The sequence below is a fragment of the Enterococcus sp. DIV0756 genome (assembly GCF_051710745.1).
In the GTDB taxonomy this organism is placed as follows: Bacteria; Bacillota; Bacilli; order Lactobacillales; family Enterococcaceae; genus Enterococcus_A.
Genome location: NZ_JBIOLF010000002.1, coordinates 288,889 through 305,281, shown reverse-complemented (window position 1 = coordinate 305,281; position 16,393 = coordinate 288,889). Strand labels below are relative to the sequence as shown.

Annotated in this window: 13 protein-coding genes and 1 pseudogene; 10 read left to right on the top strand and 4 right to left on the bottom strand. The window is 39.2% G+C overall.

The genetic code is table 11. The features are described from left to right. Positions 1-305: 305 nt before the first annotated feature. Positions 306-1,283, top strand: a complete 978-nt coding sequence (locus IGI44_RS17875) for a hypothetical protein (RefSeq protein ID WP_438789295.1) — start codon at positions 306-308, stop codon at positions 1,281-1,283. Between the two features lie 18 nt (positions 1,284-1,301). Here the strand turns inward: IGI44_RS17875 and IGI44_RS17870 are convergent, their stop codons facing one another. Next, a complete protein-coding gene (locus IGI44_RS17870) occupies positions 1,302-2,267 on the bottom strand; it encodes a response regulator transcription factor (RefSeq protein ID WP_438789294.1) in 966 nt (321 codons plus the stop codon). Between the two features lie 273 nt (positions 2,268-2,540). Here IGI44_RS17870 and ptcA point away from each other — a divergent pair, with 273 nt between their 5' ends. From ptcA to IGI44_RS17835, 7 genes and pseudogenes are all read left to right on the top strand, one after another. Further along, positions 2,541-3,560, top strand: coding sequence for a putrescine carbamoyltransferase (gene ptcA, locus IGI44_RS17865; protein ID WP_438789293.1), 1,020 nt, complete (start codon positions 2,541-2,543; stop codon positions 3,558-3,560). A 122-nt stretch (positions 3,561-3,682) separates the two neighbouring features. Further along, positions 3,683-5,104, top strand: a complete 1,422-nt coding sequence (locus tag IGI44_RS17860; protein ID WP_438789292.1) for an APC family permease — start codon at positions 3,683-3,685, stop codon at positions 5,102-5,104. Continuing rightward, positions 5,058-6,155 (top strand): agmatine deiminase, encoded by a 1,098-nt coding sequence (gene aguA, locus IGI44_RS17855; RefSeq protein WP_438789291.1) that lies wholly within the window; start codon positions 5,058-5,060, stop codon positions 6,153-6,155. The genes IGI44_RS17860 and aguA overlap by 47 nt, the downstream gene beginning before the upstream one ends. 9 nt (positions 6,156-6,164) lie before the next feature. Continuing rightward, entirely contained in the window at positions 6,165-7,094 is a 930-nt protein-coding gene (gene arcC / locus IGI44_RS17850) for a carbamate kinase (protein WP_438789290.1), read from the top strand. A gap of 114 nt (positions 7,095-7,208) precedes the next feature. After that, positions 7,209-7,454 carry a type II toxin-antitoxin system RelB/DinJ family antitoxin gene (locus tag IGI44_RS17845; RefSeq protein WP_438789289.1) on the top strand — a complete coding sequence of 82 codons (246 nt, stop codon included), beginning with the start codon at positions 7,209-7,211 and terminating at the stop codon, positions 7,452-7,454. Next, a complete protein-coding gene (locus IGI44_RS17840) occupies positions 7,444-7,761 on the top strand; it encodes a type II toxin-antitoxin system RelE/ParE family toxin (RefSeq protein ID WP_438789288.1) in 318 nt (105 codons plus the stop codon). Before IGI44_RS17845 ends, IGI44_RS17840 begins: the two co-directional genes overlap by 11 nt. An 11-nt stretch (positions 7,762-7,772) precedes the next feature. Further along, positions 7,773-7,928: pseudogene (locus IGI44_RS17835) on the top strand (family 1 glycosylhydrolase); the annotation flags it as partial. Positions 7,929-8,005: 77 nt separating this feature from the next. Here the strand turns inward: IGI44_RS17835 and IGI44_RS17830 are convergent. Beyond that, positions 8,006-8,440, bottom strand: a complete 435-nt coding sequence (locus IGI44_RS17830) for a hypothetical protein (RefSeq protein WP_438789287.1) — start codon at positions 8,438-8,440, stop codon at positions 8,006-8,008. Between the two features lie 49 nt (positions 8,441-8,489). After that, positions 8,490-11,066 carry a transglycosylase domain-containing protein gene (locus IGI44_RS17825; RefSeq protein WP_438789286.1) on the bottom strand — a complete coding sequence of 859 codons (2,577 nt, stop codon included), beginning with the start codon at positions 11,064-11,066 and terminating at the stop codon, positions 8,490-8,492. Positions 11,067-11,245: 179 nt separating this feature from the next. Here IGI44_RS17825 and IGI44_RS17820 point away from each other — a divergent pair, with 179 nt between their 5' ends. Both IGI44_RS17820 and IGI44_RS17815 read left to right on the top strand, forming a co-directional pair. Beyond that, on the top strand, positions 11,246-12,199 hold the full coding sequence (locus IGI44_RS17820) for a hypothetical protein (RefSeq protein ID WP_438789285.1): 954 nt from the start codon (positions 11,246-11,248) through the stop codon (positions 12,197-12,199). A 535-nt stretch (positions 12,200-12,734) separates the two neighbouring features. Next, complete coding sequence (locus IGI44_RS17815) at positions 12,735-14,624, top strand: hypothetical protein (protein ID WP_438789284.1); 1,890 nt, start codon at positions 12,735-12,737, stop codon at positions 14,622-14,624. 134 nt (positions 14,625-14,758) lie between these two features. Here the strand turns inward: IGI44_RS17815 and IGI44_RS17810 are convergent, their stop codons facing one another. Further along, a complete protein-coding gene (locus tag IGI44_RS17810; RefSeq protein ID WP_438789283.1) occupies positions 14,759-16,207 on the bottom strand; it encodes a helix-turn-helix domain-containing protein in 1,449 nt (482 codons plus the stop codon). Positions 16,208-16,393 lie beyond the last annotated feature (186 nt).

Sequence of the window (16,393 nt, the reverse complement as noted above, 5' to 3'; positions counted from 1 at the left end):
GAATAGAATGAGTGTATCAAAAATAGCGAAATAGGTTAAAGGATATCCATTGGCTTACAAATGGCGGTCCCGCGTTCTAATAATTTAAAAATAACAAAAAAGAAAAAGAGTTGTTAAAGATTTTGTTGCGGACTGTGTTTTGCAACGGGTAAAATGCTATAATATTAAGAAAATTGTGTATTGAGATGAAACTGTAAATTCAGTAAAAAGCGTTATAGTTGTGAGTATACTGTGACTGCTTTAGATTAAACTAAGGAACAAAGCAGGAATAAGGGATACGTAGAAATAAATGAGGAGGAACCGGTTTGAACAAAAAAACAATCGGTTGGCTGATTTTAGGACTGGTTGTGTTGGGTGCTGTAGGGTTTGCCGGCTATCATATTTATCGAGAGAATGTTATCCAGTCAGAAAAGGAAACTAAAAAGGTCTTAAATGATCGTTTAACAGATCTTTATGAGGATCAACCATCCGGCTATTTTAAAGCGGATATCTCAGTTGACGCTTTTGATGAGCTAGCAGATGAGGTCAAAAGTCAGAGAGGCGAGAGTCGAACCTTAGAAGATATCGATCAGGCGAAGAAAAATTTTAAACTTCAGGAAGAGATGAATGCTCTTTTTGAAAAGGATGTCTTAAATGGGCTGGATCTTTCAGCGCACCCTGTTTTAAAGGCGCCTAGTGAAGAGAAAATCAACACACTAAAAGGTGAACTAGACGAGCGCTCAGCTAAAGACAAGTCTTGGGGTCAAGATATCCGCATGATCTTAGGGATAGCAGAAACACAATCAAAGGATTTCTCCAAAGCGGATGCTGACGTGACGAATTTGATCAATAAAGGGACGAGTTTGACTCTGACTGATTATTTAGAAGGGGTTAAAACACTGGCTGTTTTACCAGATGGTAAATATAAGGAAGCCCTACTCGAAAAATTAGCACCAGTCAAAGATCAGCTGACAAATGAGAATAATGATTTTGCTGCACAGATCCAACAAAGTGATGCCTCAATGGCCGCGGCAGAAAAAAGTTACCAAGAGCGGCAAGCAAAAGAACTTGCGGCCCGCAACAAGGAATTGACAGAATTGAAAAAAGAGTTAGCTGAAAAACAGGCGACCTATGACTCTTATAAAGATATTATTGATTCGATTGATGATAGCAGAAAAGATGACTCTTCTCGTAAAAAATCCGAAGAAGAATCTCGCTCGCGGGAATCCGATTCTTCTCGTTCATCAAGTTCATCGAGTTCAAGTTCTAGCTCGTCGTCAGAAAACCATCCAGAAGATGATTAAAAAAAAGAGCAATGATTTTTATGAAAAATCATTGCTCTTTTTTAGTATCATTTTTTCGTTCGAGGATGCTTGGTATTCTTCAAACAACGGGAAAATCTGTGTTCGTTTCTTGATATCCAGTTTGATAAAGATGTTGTGAACGTGTGTTTTTACCGTTCCTAGTGAAAGAAAGAGTTGATCTGCAATTTCCTGATTGGTTCGGTGGAACAACAAAAGCTCGAAGACTTCTGTTTCTCTCTGCGTGAATTGGTGAGCATGACAAAATCTTTGGATTAAAACGGCTTCTTCTTGTTCCTCTGTCGAGATTTCCTCCTGTACTTGTCGAACCTTTAGGAAAAAGTGAACCATCAGGAGACAGACGACAATAGAGAAGATGTCTTCAGAAATACTGCGATTATAAATTTTCGTCGTTAAGGAGCTGTATTGATCAACGTTAAAGATGACAAAACTATCTTCTATTACGATCAAAATACTAAAGAGAAGGCAGATGACTGCTAATTTCTTAAGATACCCTTTATTAAGATCAGGCAGGTCTTTTTTTGCTCCTCGCCAGCAATAAAACCCTAAATAAAAGAGAAAAACTTGATTTCCTAAGTAATAGAGCCAAACTTTAAAGGCAGAATTAGGCAGTAACGGGATCGAAATCATCCAGACGGCTAAGACGATCAATAAGGTATAGTGCAGTGGCTTAAGTGTTTCTTTCTGTAATTCGGCAATAATAGAGACTGAAAAGAAGGCGTTACCCATAAAAATAATGGTCTTAACCGCAGGTGCGCTCATAAACGCTTGGTCATAGCTTTGAGCGAAGGTATTGAGGAACTCGGTCATATAAATAATGATATTGTCGAAAATAAAAAAGGCCAGATAAAGACTGATTAACAGAAACACTTTGTTTTTTTCCTTTATATAGGAATTTATCGCAAAAGCCATGGTAATGGAATAAAGGATGATCAAAAGGATGTTATAAACAAAGATAGCTATCATATTGAATCCCCTTTCATTTTAGGATCAAAAAAACTGTTTCTCAACCTAAGTATAACATTAATTATTCCTCCTTCGCTTCAAAATACGCTAAACTTTTCCCTAAACTTTTCTAAACCCTTGAAAAATAAAAGGTTTACATCTAAAAATAAACCAGCGGTATAAAAGTCATAACTCTAAATGATAGCGTTTACATCCTTTAGCTTATCGTAAACTTGTACTTTTTCTCCTAAAGTAAAGATGCAAAAGCAAACAAATTACTTAGGAGGCGTCAACATGGCAAAAAGAGATTTCATTACAACAGAAAATTACACAAAGGAGGAGATTCAATACATCGTTGATTTATCATTGAAAATCAAAGCTTCTATTAAAAACGGTTTTTATCCGCCATTATTAAAAGATAAAGTGTTAGGTATGATCTTCCAACAATCTTCTACTAGAACACGGGTTTCATTCGAAACAGCGATGACACAACTAGGCGGACATGCAGAATATTTAGCGCCAGGTCAAATCCAATTAGGCGGACATGAAACAATTGAAGATACGAGTCGTGTATTATCTCGTTTAGTAGATATCTTGATGGCACGGGTTGAGCGTCATCACAGTGTATATGACCTAGCGAACAACGCAACAATTCCAGTGATCAATGGGATGTCTGATTTCAATCACCCAACCCAAGAATTAGGCGACCTTTGTACAATGATCGAACATTTACCAGAAGGCAAGAAAATTGAAGACTGCAAAGTATCCTTCATTGGTGACGCTACACAAGTATGTTTCTCATTAGGCTTAGTCGCAACAAAAATGGGCATGGAATTTGTACAATTCGGTCCAGAAGGGTTCCAATTGAATGATGACCATCGTGCGAGATTAGATGCGATTTGTAAAGAATCTGGCGGTTCGTATACTGTTTCTGATCAAATCGAAGTAATCGAAGGCTCAGACTTCGTTTACACAGACGTTTGGTATGGCTTATACGAAGCAGAATTATCTGAAGAAGAACGTATGAGTACCTTCTATCCGAAATACCAAGTAAACGATGAATTAATGAAACGTGCTGGCGAAAATGCGAAGTTCATGCACTGCTTGCCTGCAACACGTGGAGAAGAAGTAACTGACGAAGTAATGGATGGACCAAACTCAATTTGTTTCGATGAAGCAGAAAATCGTTTGACTTCGATTCGTGGATTGTTAGTTTACTTGATGCATGATTACGCAGAAAAGAACCCAATTGATGAAAAGAAAAAAGCAGCAGCAAAAGCAGATTTGGAAGTCTTTTTAGGCAAAGCACTATAAACCCAAGAGGTGAGGACGGAAATGATCTGCAGCTTTAAGCACCCTTCATCAAGATTGTTTCCATTCGGGGATTGAGGCAATCCTCAATCCCTGTTTCCCTTGTATCGGAAAGGAAGAAAACAATGGGAGAAAAGAAGAAAAAGTTTAGTTTGATGAGTGCAATCTTATCCGTTATCTGTGTCGTATTCGTGGCAGAGGCAGCGGCGCCGGTTGCGGCGATCGGGAATTCACAGTTCTTTTGGTGGATCTTCCTATTAATCGCGTTCCTTTTGCCATATGGCTTAATTTCTTCAGAATTAGGCACAACCTATATTGGTGATGGCGGTATTTATGACTGGGTAACTCAAGCATTTGGCCATCGTTGGGGATCGCGGGTCTCTTGGTATTATTGGATCAATTATCCATTATGGCTGGCTTCATTAGCCGTTGTTTGTCCTGACTTGTTAACGACGATCACAGGAATTGAATTTTCAACAATACCAGCAATTTTAATCGAATTAGTCTTTATTTGGGTCATCGTTTGGATCAGTTTTTATCCTGTTGCAGACAGCGTGTGGATTTTGAATGGAGCAGCTGTGATTAAGATGCTATTGGCAATCTTGATTGGTGCTTTAGGACTTTATACGTTTGCGACAAAAGGGGCGGCAAATGAGTTTACGTTGTCTTCAATGCTGCCAAGTTTTGACCTGAACAGCTTATCGTTTATTTCGGTTATCATTTTCAACTTATTAGGTTTTGAAGTTATTTGTACCTTTGCCGATGACATGGAAGATCCGAAGAAGCAAATCCCGCAATCGATTATTGCTGGTGGTTTGGTCATCGCGGCGATTTACATCTTCTCAGCGTTTGGGATTGGTGTGGCGATTCCAACGGATCAGATCAGTACCGGCAGCGGCTTGATGGACAGCTTCAAGCTATTGACAGGCTCTACTGGCGGCTGGTTCATCATTGCAATGGCGTTCCTATTCTTACTTACGCTCTTCGGTAATATGATTTCATGGTCATTGGGAGTAAACAACACCGCTTGTTATGCAGCAGAAAATGGTGATATGCCGAAAATTTTTGCCAAACGTGGCGGAAAAGACGAAATGCCAATCGGGGCTGCGATCATGAATGGTATCGTTGCTTCAGTAGTCGTGGTGATTGCACCGATTTTACCAAATCAAGATCTATTCTGGGCATTCTTCTCACTGAACCTAGTGATGTTCTTGATGTCCTATGTGCCGGTATTTCCAGCATTTTACAAATTACGTAAAATCGATCCAGATACACCGCGGCCGTTCAGAGTTGGCGGGAGTGATAGCGTATTAAAAGTTTTGGTAGCGCTACCGATGATCATGATCGTGATCTCTTTGATCTTCACAGCATTGCCTTTGCAATTTGACGCGGAAACATTGAGTCAACAACTACCGATTACGATCGGAGCTGTCGTCTTCACACTATTTGGTGAAGCGATTATATGGGTGAAAAAAATCAAGAAAAAAGGAGTAATTTACAATGGCGAAGAGAATCGAAAAGACAACACCGAAACAAGACGGGTTTAGAATGCCTGGCGAGTATGAACCTCAAGAAAAGGTTTGGATGATTTGGCCTGAGCGTCCAGATAACTGGCGTGATGGAGGAAAACCAGCACAGGAAGCATTTACTGAAGTGGCAAAAGCCATTAGTAAATTTACACCGATGAACGTGGTGGTTTCTCAGCAACAATTCCAAAACTGTCGTCGCCAATTACCAGAAGATATTACTGTTTATGAAATGTCTAATAACGACGCGTGGATCCGCGACTGTGGGCCTAGCTTCGTGATCAATGGCAAAGGTGAATTACGTGCAAACGACTGGGGCTTCAATGCTTGGGGTGGTTTGGTTGACGGGTTGTACTTCCCATGGGATCAAGATGATTTAGTCGCACAAAAAATCTGTGAAATTGAACATGTTGATTCGTATCGGACAGATGATTTCATTTTAGAAGGCGGTTCTTTCCATGTTGATGGAGAGGGCACTGTGTTGACCACTGAAATGTGTCTATTAAGTGAAGGACGCAATCCGCATATGAGCAAAGAAGAGATCGAACAAAAATTGTGCGATTACTTAAATTGTGAAAAAGTACTTTGGTTAGGAGACGGCATTGATCCAGAAGAAACGAACGGTCACGTGGATGACGTTGCCTGCTTCGTTCGTCCAGGTGAAGTGGCATGTATTTATACAGAAGATGAAAACAGCCCATTCTATGAGGCCGCTCAAGACGCGTATAAACGCTTAACTGAAATGACGGATGCAAAAGGCCGTAAATTAAAGGTTCATAAGATCTGCTGTCCAATCGAAAATGTGACGATTGACGGCAACTTCAAGATCGATTATGTAGAAGGAACGATGCCACGAGAAGATGGGGACATCTGTATTGCTTCTTACATGAATTTCTTAATTACCAATAACGGGGTAATCGTGCCGCAATATGGTGATAAGAATGATGCATTAGCCTTGGAACAATTAGAAATGATTTTCCCAGATAAAGAAGTTGTGGGTGTAAATACGGTAGAGATCGTCTACGGCGGCGGAAATATTCACTGTATTACGCAGCAACAACCACAAAGATAGGAGCTTGTCATGTCAAAAATCGTTATCGCACTAGGCGGAAACGCGCTAGGTAATTCCGCAAATGAGCAATTAACTAAAGCTGAATTAGCAGCAAAATCCATCGCTGATCTGATTACTGCGGGGCACCATGTAGTGATTGCTCACGGAAACGGTCCGCAAGTCGGAAAAATCCGCTTGGCTTTTGAAGAAACCAGCCAAAAACCAGAAGATACTATGCCATTTCCAGAATGTACCGCGATGAGTCAAGGCTATATCGGCTATCACCTACAGCAAGCCATCGATGAAGAATTGGTTTCTCGCGGCTTAGGAGATATCCCGGTTGTATCAATGCTGACGCAAGTGGTAGTAGATCCCAAAGATCCAGCCTTTTCAAATCCAACCAAACCAATTGGCGGCTATTACAGCGAAGAAGAGGCGAAAAAGCTGATGGATGAGACTGGAGATGTCTACGTTGAAGATGCGGGTCGCGGTTGGCGCCGGGTCGTTCCATCACCAAAACCGGTGGATATTTATGAAAAAGTTAGCTTACAAACCTTAGTCGACGCGGGGCAAGTCGTGATCGCCTGTGGTGGAGGAGGCATACCAGTTATTTATGAAGGCACGCGTTACAAAGGCGTCGATGCCGTAATCGATAAGGATTTTGCTGCCGCAAAAATGGCTGCACTGATCGATGCCGATGTCTTCATTATCTTAACTGCCGTTGATCATGTTTTTGTTAACTTCGGCAAACCTGATCAAAAAGCGTTGGAAACAACTTCCGTGGCAGAGATGAAACAATACATCAGCGAAGATCAATTCGCGCCAGGAAGTATGTTACCGAAAGTAGAAGCAGCCATCGACTTCGCCGAATCAAAAGCCGGTCGTCGCGCGATCATCGCTTCACTGGAAAAAGCTTCAGAAACACTGGATGGAAACAGCGGAACAATTGTGCAGATGTAAAGTTTAAGGCTCATGTCTTTTCATTTTTCAATGTGAAAGGACGTGAGCTTTTTCTTCACATTCGTTTACATTGTGATCACATTGTTTTACAATATGGTTAGAGGAGGGATTATCTTGGCTAATATCAATGTTAGAATCGACGATGAAACAAAGGAGTTATCGAAAGAGATTTTAGAATCATTAGGAATGGATTTATCAACAGGAATAAAAGTTTTTTTGAAACAAGTTATTGCTAGAAATGGGATTCCCTTTGAGGTAACCTTAAGTGAACTAGATCGATCAGTTTTACAAATGGAGCATGGTGATACAAAAAAGGTTCACGACGTCAAACAGTTAATGGAAGATTTAAATGACGATTAATGTGATAGAGTACACTCCCATTTTTAAAAAAGGTTTTAAGAGAGCTAAAAAGAAGCATTATGATATGTCTAAACTACAGATAGTTATTGAACTGATTGTTGCAGAAGAAAGGGAAACGCTCGTTAAAAAATACAACGATCATTCATTAAAAGGTTCGCATAAAGGACTTAGAGAGCTTCATATCGAAAGAGATTGGTTGCTTGTGTATAAAATTGTAAACCAGAAACTCAAGCTTTATTTACTAGCAACAGGCAGTCACGATGAAGTATTTCGCGAAAGTAAAAGTCAAATAAAGAACGTAGAATAGAAGTCCACGCATATTTAGGTATATTTTCTGATTGTTGGAGCTGGTTGAATGCATTCAAAAATCGATATGGGTTTTATCGTGTTGATTTGAACGGGTACAAACGAATACCTAAAAAATCAAGCCTTTGGATGGCAAATGTGGTTACTAGAAATGGTTTTGGGAATTAGTTGAGGTTTAAATCTGAAATGAAAACCCGCTTGCTTGGGCTTCCCAGCAGGCGGGTTTCTTGTTAATCGAGTACAATTTATTTTGTTATTTGAGTTAATAGCTTCGTGATATCTCTTTTTATTAAGCTCTGCATGCTTTCTTTATACTGATCCAGCTCCAAAGATGCCAGTTTTTCCTGGATTCTTGGAATCAATTCCGGTTTGGCTTGTGCCAAGTGGGATAAATAGGGGATACATTGCCGAACGATCGGTGCTTTTGAATCGTCAAGAACGGCGAGAATTTCTTCGAGATGTGTTTCAATGACGTTTTGTGTATCCCAGCGTGCATTGATCATAAAAAACTTAAAGGTTCGTCCGCGTCCACACGCCCTTTCAGTTGATAGGGCAGGCAAAAACATTTCCAGTTGATCGGCATAAATTGGTTTGATTAAGCAGGTATCTTCCAATTCTTTAAAGGCGCTCAACGCTTCTTTAGTATCTTTGGCGGTTAAAAGGTCCAAAATAGTTTCCATAAAATCTCCCTTCTATAGTAAAACAGTCGTCAATTTGACGACTGTTTCGTTAATCTTTTTCTTTTTCCTTCTGTTCCAATTGCTTCTTCAGATCATTGATTTGTTTATCAAGATCTTTGCTTTGATTTTTCGTATCGTCGATTTGATCTTTTATTGCGTTTACCGCAGAGTCACGTGCTTCTTTTTCACGCGCGTATTCGACTTCTTTGTTTCGATAGACATTTGTATATTGATCAGAGAGCGTTCCACCAGATGGTTCGACTTGCTGAACTAAAGCGTAAACTTGCTGTGCAAATTGATCGAAGGTTTGCCAATTGTCTTGCGAATCAGTCACAATTAATTCGAACTGGCTTAAGGTGTTGATTCGTTCAGAAATTAATTGATTACTGAAGGTTGAGGCTTCTTCAACCATTGGTGTATTTAGCTTCGCCGCTGTCAATTCATTGGCTTTTTGTTTTGCTAAAGTGTCAATATTGGCTGTTGCTGTCTGTAAAGCATTTTGACGAGCTGCCAGTACTTGCTTTGTTTGACTAGAGCGGGTGACTAATTGGTTCCCAACTTTTTGCACGGAAGAAGGCATTTGGAAATCTACATCTTCTTTGCCATTATTCAACAGATCCATCGTTTGTTTGAAGATTTCTTTGGTTGCTTGCCCAACACTAGCATTGTCTTGCGGCTGAGGTGTATCGTCACCAGCCCAGACAGCCACAGTATAATGTGGTGTCGCGCCAACTGTCCATAAATCCTTCGCTTCATCGGTGGTTCCCGTTTTAACTGCCCAAGACTGATTATGAGCTAAAGTCAGTCCAGCTGCTGTACCATCCGCATTTTCATGTACGGCCTTCATTGTGTCAATCGTTAAATAAGCCGCGTCATCGCTGTAAATTTTTTGTTGCGCAATATCATTTTGTGAGAAAATCTCTTGTCCATTGTCCTTCCGTTTGATGGTTTGGATGTTCAATGGTGTGCGATAGTTCCCTTGGTTTACTAAAGTAGCGATCCCACTAGCCATTTCTTGAGTCGTCGCGCCATAGGTCATCCCGCCGACAGCAATGATTGGATTATCATCTGCGACATCAAGTCCGGTGAATTGCATTTGTGCCAAAGGCTGATATACCGGTTCCTTAAGCTCATTTCGATTTTCGTCCGCTAATTTGTAGGCGACGACATTTGAAGAAATCGCCAAGGCATTGCGAAGTGTCAAAATGCCTTTTGATGCATTGTAAACATTATTTGGATACGTATTGTTTGGACGATCATCTGAGACAGTACTAGTCTCTAACAAGCCGCGTTCATAAGCAGGCGCGTAGGAGACCAGCGGTTTGATCGCTGAACCCGGTTGGCGATAGGAAAGAAAAGCGCGGTTGTAATGATTGCCTTCCTCACCACGACCGCCAATACTAGCGACCACATCCCCGGTTTGATTGTCGATAACGGTCATTGCGGCTTGCTTAGTGTAGAAATTGTTATCGCCGCTACGATCTTGCCAAGCGTTCATGACATTGCTGACGATTCCCTGTAATTGATCGTGCAGACCAGGATCAATATTGGTGCTAATTTGATAACCGCCAGAAAGAATTCGTTGATACACCTTGTTATAGGCTGTTTTGTATTCTTCGTTGTAGCGATCTTCCTCTTCTTTTGAATCAAACTGATATTGGAAACGGAAATCCTGTTGTTGCATTAAAATTTTAGTTGCAGAATCAACGGCTAAGGCGACTTCGTTATTGTCTAATTGGTTATTTAGCGCATTGCTATGAATTTTTGCTTCAAAATCATCTGCAACGGCCTTATCGTATTGATCCTTCGTAATATAACCTTGCTGGTTCATTTCCTTCAAAATCAGCTTGGCCCGCTTTAAGGCATTTTTCTTATTATCAGTAGGATCAAAAATCCCCGGATTGTTAGTAATCCCGACCAAAGTTGCTTTTTCCAGCAAACTGGTGTCATTGATCGATTTGCCAAAATAAACCTTCGCTGCGGCATTGATCCCATAAGCGCCGTGACCAAAATAAACGTTATTCAGGTAGTATTCTAAAATTTGATGCTTGGTAAATTTCTTTTCTAACGATTGCGCCATCACCATCTCTTCGATTTTACGAGAAATCGAAACTTCCGGTGTCAAATAAATATTTTTCACCAGCTGCTGGGTGATAGTAGAAGCGCCACGAACTCCACGACCAGTTGCGGCGTTCAGCGCGACAGTCAAAAGTCCCTGGGTATCCACACCGTGATGCTCATAAAATCGTTTATCTTCAATCGCGATCAGGGCCTGTGAAACTAATGGGTCCATCTTGTCATAAGTTAAGTAATCGCGTTCCTGCGTTTTAAGCTCCTTAATAACTTGCCCATTCTTATCCAAAATCGTTGTTGGATGGTACTGTTTAAAGTCGCTTTCTTGGATTTTTGCAGCGTGCTCTTCACCCGCATCGATAGCAGCAGTTACTTCCTTCCCGTATTTTTGGAAGAAAAAGATCGTGCCTGCAATTACCATTAACAGTATGACTGCTAGGACGCTGAGGGAGATTTTTGTTGATTTTGCTAGTTTTCCCCGTGGTTCTTTTTTGCGTGCGGTGTGTGTCTTATTTTCTTTTTTGCGTTGATGTCGTTCTTGTCTTTTTACCATATATGCCTATCCTTATAAATCATTTCTTCTAGTGTAATAGAAAATGACGAGAATAACTATGATAATCATATTTTTCCAAGAAAAATTTAGATTATTTCATAAAAATAGGCTGATATTTACTTGAAATACTTGACGCTTGCTTAATTTGTCGCCACAATAAGGGGGAGAAGAGGTGACCTATGAACACATCAAAGAAATGGTTGATCTTTTGGGGTGTGCTGGCGGCTTTGTTTGTCGGGACTTTCGGTATTATATTAAGCGGTAACTTTCCGCAATTTACGATTCCCTTCAGCGTTTTTGCTAGTGATGATAAGGGAAAGAAAAAAGAAGAGCTGCCGAAATTGAAGGTACTAGCATTAAGAGACGTCAATGATCAAACATTATTAGATGAACAAACTGAAAAAGTAGATGCTTTAAACAAAGCATTTTCGGACAATAATAATTTCTCTAGCTCTCAAGCGATGGCTGATGCAATCGAAAAAATCTATGGTCCGGCGAAAGATGGAAAGAATATTTTTAATCTTTATCGAAAAATTTATCCCATGGTAAGTTCACAGGAAAGCGGCTTTGTCAGTGTGAGCCTCATCGGATTCGGTCAACGTTTGGTAAATGATGAGCCCCTTTCAATGCAACGTCAAGTCTGGAGCTTTACTGATACGAATGGTACGCGTCATGATTACACTGTTAATTTGCGTTTTAATGGGAATGAATTAGTTGAGCTGACGGCTGAAGATGGCAGTGAAGTAAAATCTGTTATCACTAGAGAGGATACGTATCTGGATAAATCAGCAGATTTCGAAACGGCTTGGACCGAGGTAGTTCGTCGGGGAACAGATACTCAATTGTATCGAGAAATGAAGAAAGCTGGAATGGACAGCAATCAAACAGAATTTAAAGCACTGGAAAAAAGTATTGAATTAACCGATTCAAGCGGCTTTTTTGAACTGTTTAGGGATACTCGAGGCGATATTGCCCATGCTTATCTAGCTGGTTTTTATCATACGAACACGCCAACAGATGGCCAATCTGACTACTATTTCCGAGTACCGACATCTGAAAAAAAAGTTGCAGAGTTTGTAGTCGTTTATGATCGTTTGCAACAAAAGATTGTTTCAATTAATCGTAAGGACTGAGAAAACGAAGCTGCTAAGTGTAAATGATGAAAACTATATGAACCAATAGGTAGAGGTTATCTGTTTTGATAACCTCTTTTTGTGTGCTTACAAAAAATGATAAAGAAAAGTTTTCCTTGAGATGAATCTAAAAAAATGGATGAGCCAATTAATTTATTAAAAAAATTCTAAAATATGTGGAACGAAGCAAAAATTTTTGATCATAATTTGAATATTATTTTTGAATTTTGATGAAATATAGAAATATATCACAATTATTGTTATATTTTAAACAACAGGAAACCCCTTAAAAGATCACATTCTTAGAGGCGGGGAAAACCGAGAGAGGAATTCCTGTAATCGTGCATACCATTTTGGTATGAGTATTTGACAGGGGGTGGTACATGGGAGGTTGCTTCTGTTTTTGGCCAAAAACAATCTCTAAAAAATAAATGACTGCTATCTTGCTTGCGAAGATAGTAGTCACAATTGTTAGGGTAAGGTTATTTGCTGTGCATTTTTTTGCACTTGGGTAAAAGCAGAAAAGGAGAGCGAAATGAAAAGAAAAAGCTTGATGAAAAAGTTAAATGGGATCATGTCGTTGGTAACACTATTGATCATGACTGTATCTTCGCTAGGGATACCGGCACAAGTATTTGCAGCTGACAGTAATGTTCCTGCAAATTTGACAGTTAAACATAACGATACGCAAAAATGGACTGTAATTCAGTTTGATAAAGTGGAAAATGCTGAAAGCTACAATGTTTATCGATCAGAATCACAAGATGGGGAATTTGAACGTATCCAAACATTCAAGAGTGACAAAACATTTACAGTTGATGATTACATGGAATTAAAGACAAAAGGCACGATCAAGGCTGATTATCTTTACTACTATAAAGTTTCAGCTGTTGTCGACGGTAAGGAGCAGGATGCTACAGACCCAATCGCCAATCAAGATGTTGTAACGAAATCAAGTGATGAGGAGATTGAAGAAGCAGCTGAAGCTCCGTCAGCAGCGACTACTGAAGAATCAAAAGAAGAAGCTTCAGCAGATGTTGGGGTACAAACCTATGGGTCCACTAAGCATTCTTCTGGCTGTGATAGCAAGCATAGTGGCAAAACCTGTAACAACAACGCAGGAAAGCATGATGAGCATTGCGATAAGAAACATAGTAAATACCGTAAATGCAACTCGAACAATTGGAAGCATGACAATGATTGTGATAAGAAGCACAGCGGGAAAAACTGTAACAAAAACAATTGCAAGCATGACGAATACTGCGATAAGAACCACAATGGCGGAAGCTGTAACGACAATAAATGGTGTCATAAACCAACTTGTGATGAAAAACATAATGGGCATAACTGCAACAACAATTGGAAACACCATGAAGACTGTGACAAAAAACACAGTGGCAAAGAATGTAACCAAAACAATTACAAAGAAAAATGGGATGCAGTTAAAAATGTTTGTGTAACTGAAACACAACATCATTGGTTAAAACTTAGCTGGGAATCAAAAGGCAGCGATGCAGAGTACAAGATTTATCGCGCGTCTAAGAAATGTATCGATTATCATTCAGGAGATTTTAAAGAAATCGCTACAGTAAAAGGGAAAACTACCTATAATGATACTAAGCTAAATCATAATCAAACGTATTGCTACAAAGTTATGGTGAAACGTCCAAAAGTTTGTCCATATACGATCGAAACGGTCAGCAGCTCGAACATTGGTAAATTTACGACTTGCGCGACTACAAAAAATCCAAGTATTAAAGCAACTGCAGTCTCTGACAAAGCGATCAAAGTAACATGGACCAATACGAAGAGCGATAATACATCCACACGTTACGCGACAGGCTACACATTATACCGCAGCACAACAAACAACATTAACAATGCGACTGCGATCAATGTGACTGGTAAACAAGACGGTTCTGAAATGTCTTACACGGATGATGGTTTGAACCAGTGCACCACTTATTATTACTGGGTAAAAGCCAATTATGGTCAGTGGAGTAGCTGGGTAAGTCCTCAATGGGGATCAAGCTGTGCTACAACGCTTAAGAAAAAAGAGATTGGCAATGATTTGAAAGGCTGTATTAAGAATGTGCTAAAATGTGGTTGCATTCCAACACGCTATTACGGTGCTCAAATTTACTTAGGAACAAAGAGCCCAAGTTCATTAGATTATACTAAAGTTCGTGTTTATCGTCGTACAAGCAGTGGCAAGTATACTTCTGCTTATAAGACATTGGATGTTCGTTATGCGAAATATACGAATGGTGTTTATGGAAAAGGTTATTACCTTGACTATTCGCTGAGCAAAGTTTGCCTATCTAAAGGGACGTATTACTTTGCGATTCAAGCAGTTGGTTCTGATTGTGGAAAAGAGATCACTGGGCCAATGAAAGAAATCGGATGCGTAAATGTAAGATGGTAATCTGACAAAGTGATTGTCAAAATAGGGTCGGGGGTTAAAAGTGTTTTAGAAAAAGAAAAAACTGTTTTTGATTAGCTATCTAAAGATGCAAGATCGTCCAAAAAAGTGATAGGAGAGGGGTCTCCTATCACTTTTTATTTAATTTCTTCCAGATCTTGCGTTACAAATGTTTCTAGTATTTTTTCAATATCGTTGTAATCAGTTGCGCATAGATTTGAGCGCACAACGATGGATTTCTGGCCTTCTGACTGAAACTCCTTACAAAGTGGGGATGTTCCGATGATCAGCTGAGCATCCTGAAGGTTTTTGACGAATGTTAAATGATACTTATTTTTAAAATGCAAATTAATTCTTTCTTGAATGAAAATACTGAAAAGTTCGGTGTGCTCAGAAAACGCATACACCGAAATTTCGGGTAAACAGTTTTCTAGTGAATAGAGCGAGACACAGGTCAAAAATGAAAATATTCGTAATTGACGACGATCAAATCCAGGTACGGCTCGAATAAAATCGTCCCAGAAAGCATCAAAGCGAAGGTAATAATATGGAAATTGTGTTTTTAATTCATCCAACGCGATATTTTTCCTTAGTTGATCAATTAAAGAGTCGCTCAAGCGGAATAAAATTAATGAAGCATAGTGCTGCTTGAGTCTGCGTGCAATGGTCTTTTGTTCACGATTGCTCAATGGTCGGAAATGGGCTGAAAAATAGTTGCACCACTGACTAACTGCTTGGCTAAAGAAAGGCTCATCGGTCGAATTTTTTGGCTGCAGCTCAAAGTCTTTTAATTGAGAACTATAAATAGCGTAAAGAAAGAATTTCCATTCAGAGACAGTCCAAATTTTCAAAAAACTCGGTTTTTTCGGGTATTTGAATTGATTTAGCCAATCATTTTCCACTTCGTTTAGAGAAAGTATTCCTTTTTTACTCAGGGACTGGTTAGTGATTAACAACCAGAAGCAAATCATCTCTAAATTAGTCGGATCATTGACTAGTTTTAAATAGTCTTCAATTTGTTTCGCTTGTTGAACATAGTTCTTCGTGTTAATCCAATCAATTTGAGTGAATTGATGATAGAGCCCTCTAACGAAAATATAGTAGAAACAACGAATATCCACCTCGCGCCCTTTTAAGCTGATCTTTGCAGAACAGGAAATGTAAAGATCGTAGTCGTCGAGCGCCTGATTAATTTCTTTGATTTTTCGTCGTAGCTTTGATTCGCTAATATTATTGTCCATACAGAATTGAATGGCTGATACTTTTCGTTTTGCTAATACTGTACGAATGATTTCACAAGCAAGATCCTGTTGATATAAATAGCTCGTTAGTGATTGAAGGTTGGTTGAAGACCGATCTAGTTGGATTCCTCGACCATTATCCATGCGAAGATTTAATGAATAGTCTTTTTCATTATAAAGATCTTCGATGATTGATTGTAATTCTTTGCAATTTACCCGAATCGTACCAAGACTGGCATGACCGATTTTTTCCTGCAATTCTTTTAACGAGATCGGTTTTTGCAAAGCATCTAGTGTTTCGATAATCTGAATCTTCAACAATGTGTTTCTATCCATCCCAAGCATGAAATATCCCTCCATTCTTATCTGATAAAAATTAACTTCGTTGTCCTATATGATAAATTAAAATATCATTTAATACAAATAATAATTTAATAAAGGATAGAAAATAAAGCTTTTTTTCGGAAAATTTTAAAAAACTACTCTTTTTAAAATAACTATGATTATTTTTTAACTTTTGAAAATTAATAA

Coding starts and splice junctions, on each gene's coding strand:
- IGI44_RS17830 (WP_438789287.1), bottom strand. CDS start 8,440: ATGGAAACTATTTTGGACCTTTTAACCGCCAAAGATACTAAAGAAGCG.
- ptcA (WP_438789293.1), top strand. CDS start 2,541: ATGGCAAAAAGAGATTTCATTACAACAGAAAATTACACAAAGGAGGAG.
- IGI44_RS17825 (WP_438789286.1), bottom strand. CDS start 11,066: ATGGTAAAAAGACAAGAACGACATCAACGCAAAAAAGAAAATAAGACA.
- IGI44_RS17820 (WP_438789285.1), top strand. CDS start 11,246: ATGAACACATCAAAGAAATGGTTGATCTTTTGGGGTGTGCTGGCGGCT.
- aguA (WP_438789291.1), top strand. CDS start 5,058: ATGGCGAAGAGAATCGAAAAGACAACACCGAAACAAGACGGGTTTAGA.
- IGI44_RS17810 (WP_438789283.1), bottom strand. CDS start 16,207: ATGCTTGGGATGGATAGAAACACATTGTTGAAGATTCAGATTATCGAA.
- IGI44_RS17870 (WP_438789294.1), bottom strand. CDS start 2,267: ATGATAGCTATCTTTGTTTATAACATCCTTTTGATCATCCTTTATTCC.
- IGI44_RS17860 (WP_438789292.1), top strand. CDS start 3,683: ATGGGAGAAAAGAAGAAAAAGTTTAGTTTGATGAGTGCAATCTTATCC.
- IGI44_RS17815 (WP_438789284.1), top strand. CDS start 12,735: ATGAAAAGAAAAAGCTTGATGAAAAAGTTAAATGGGATCATGTCGTTG.
- IGI44_RS17840 (WP_438789288.1), top strand. CDS start 7,444: ATGACGATTAATGTGATAGAGTACACTCCCATTTTTAAAAAAGGTTTT.
- arcC (WP_438789290.1), top strand. CDS start 6,165: ATGTCAAAAATCGTTATCGCACTAGGCGGAAACGCGCTAGGTAATTCC.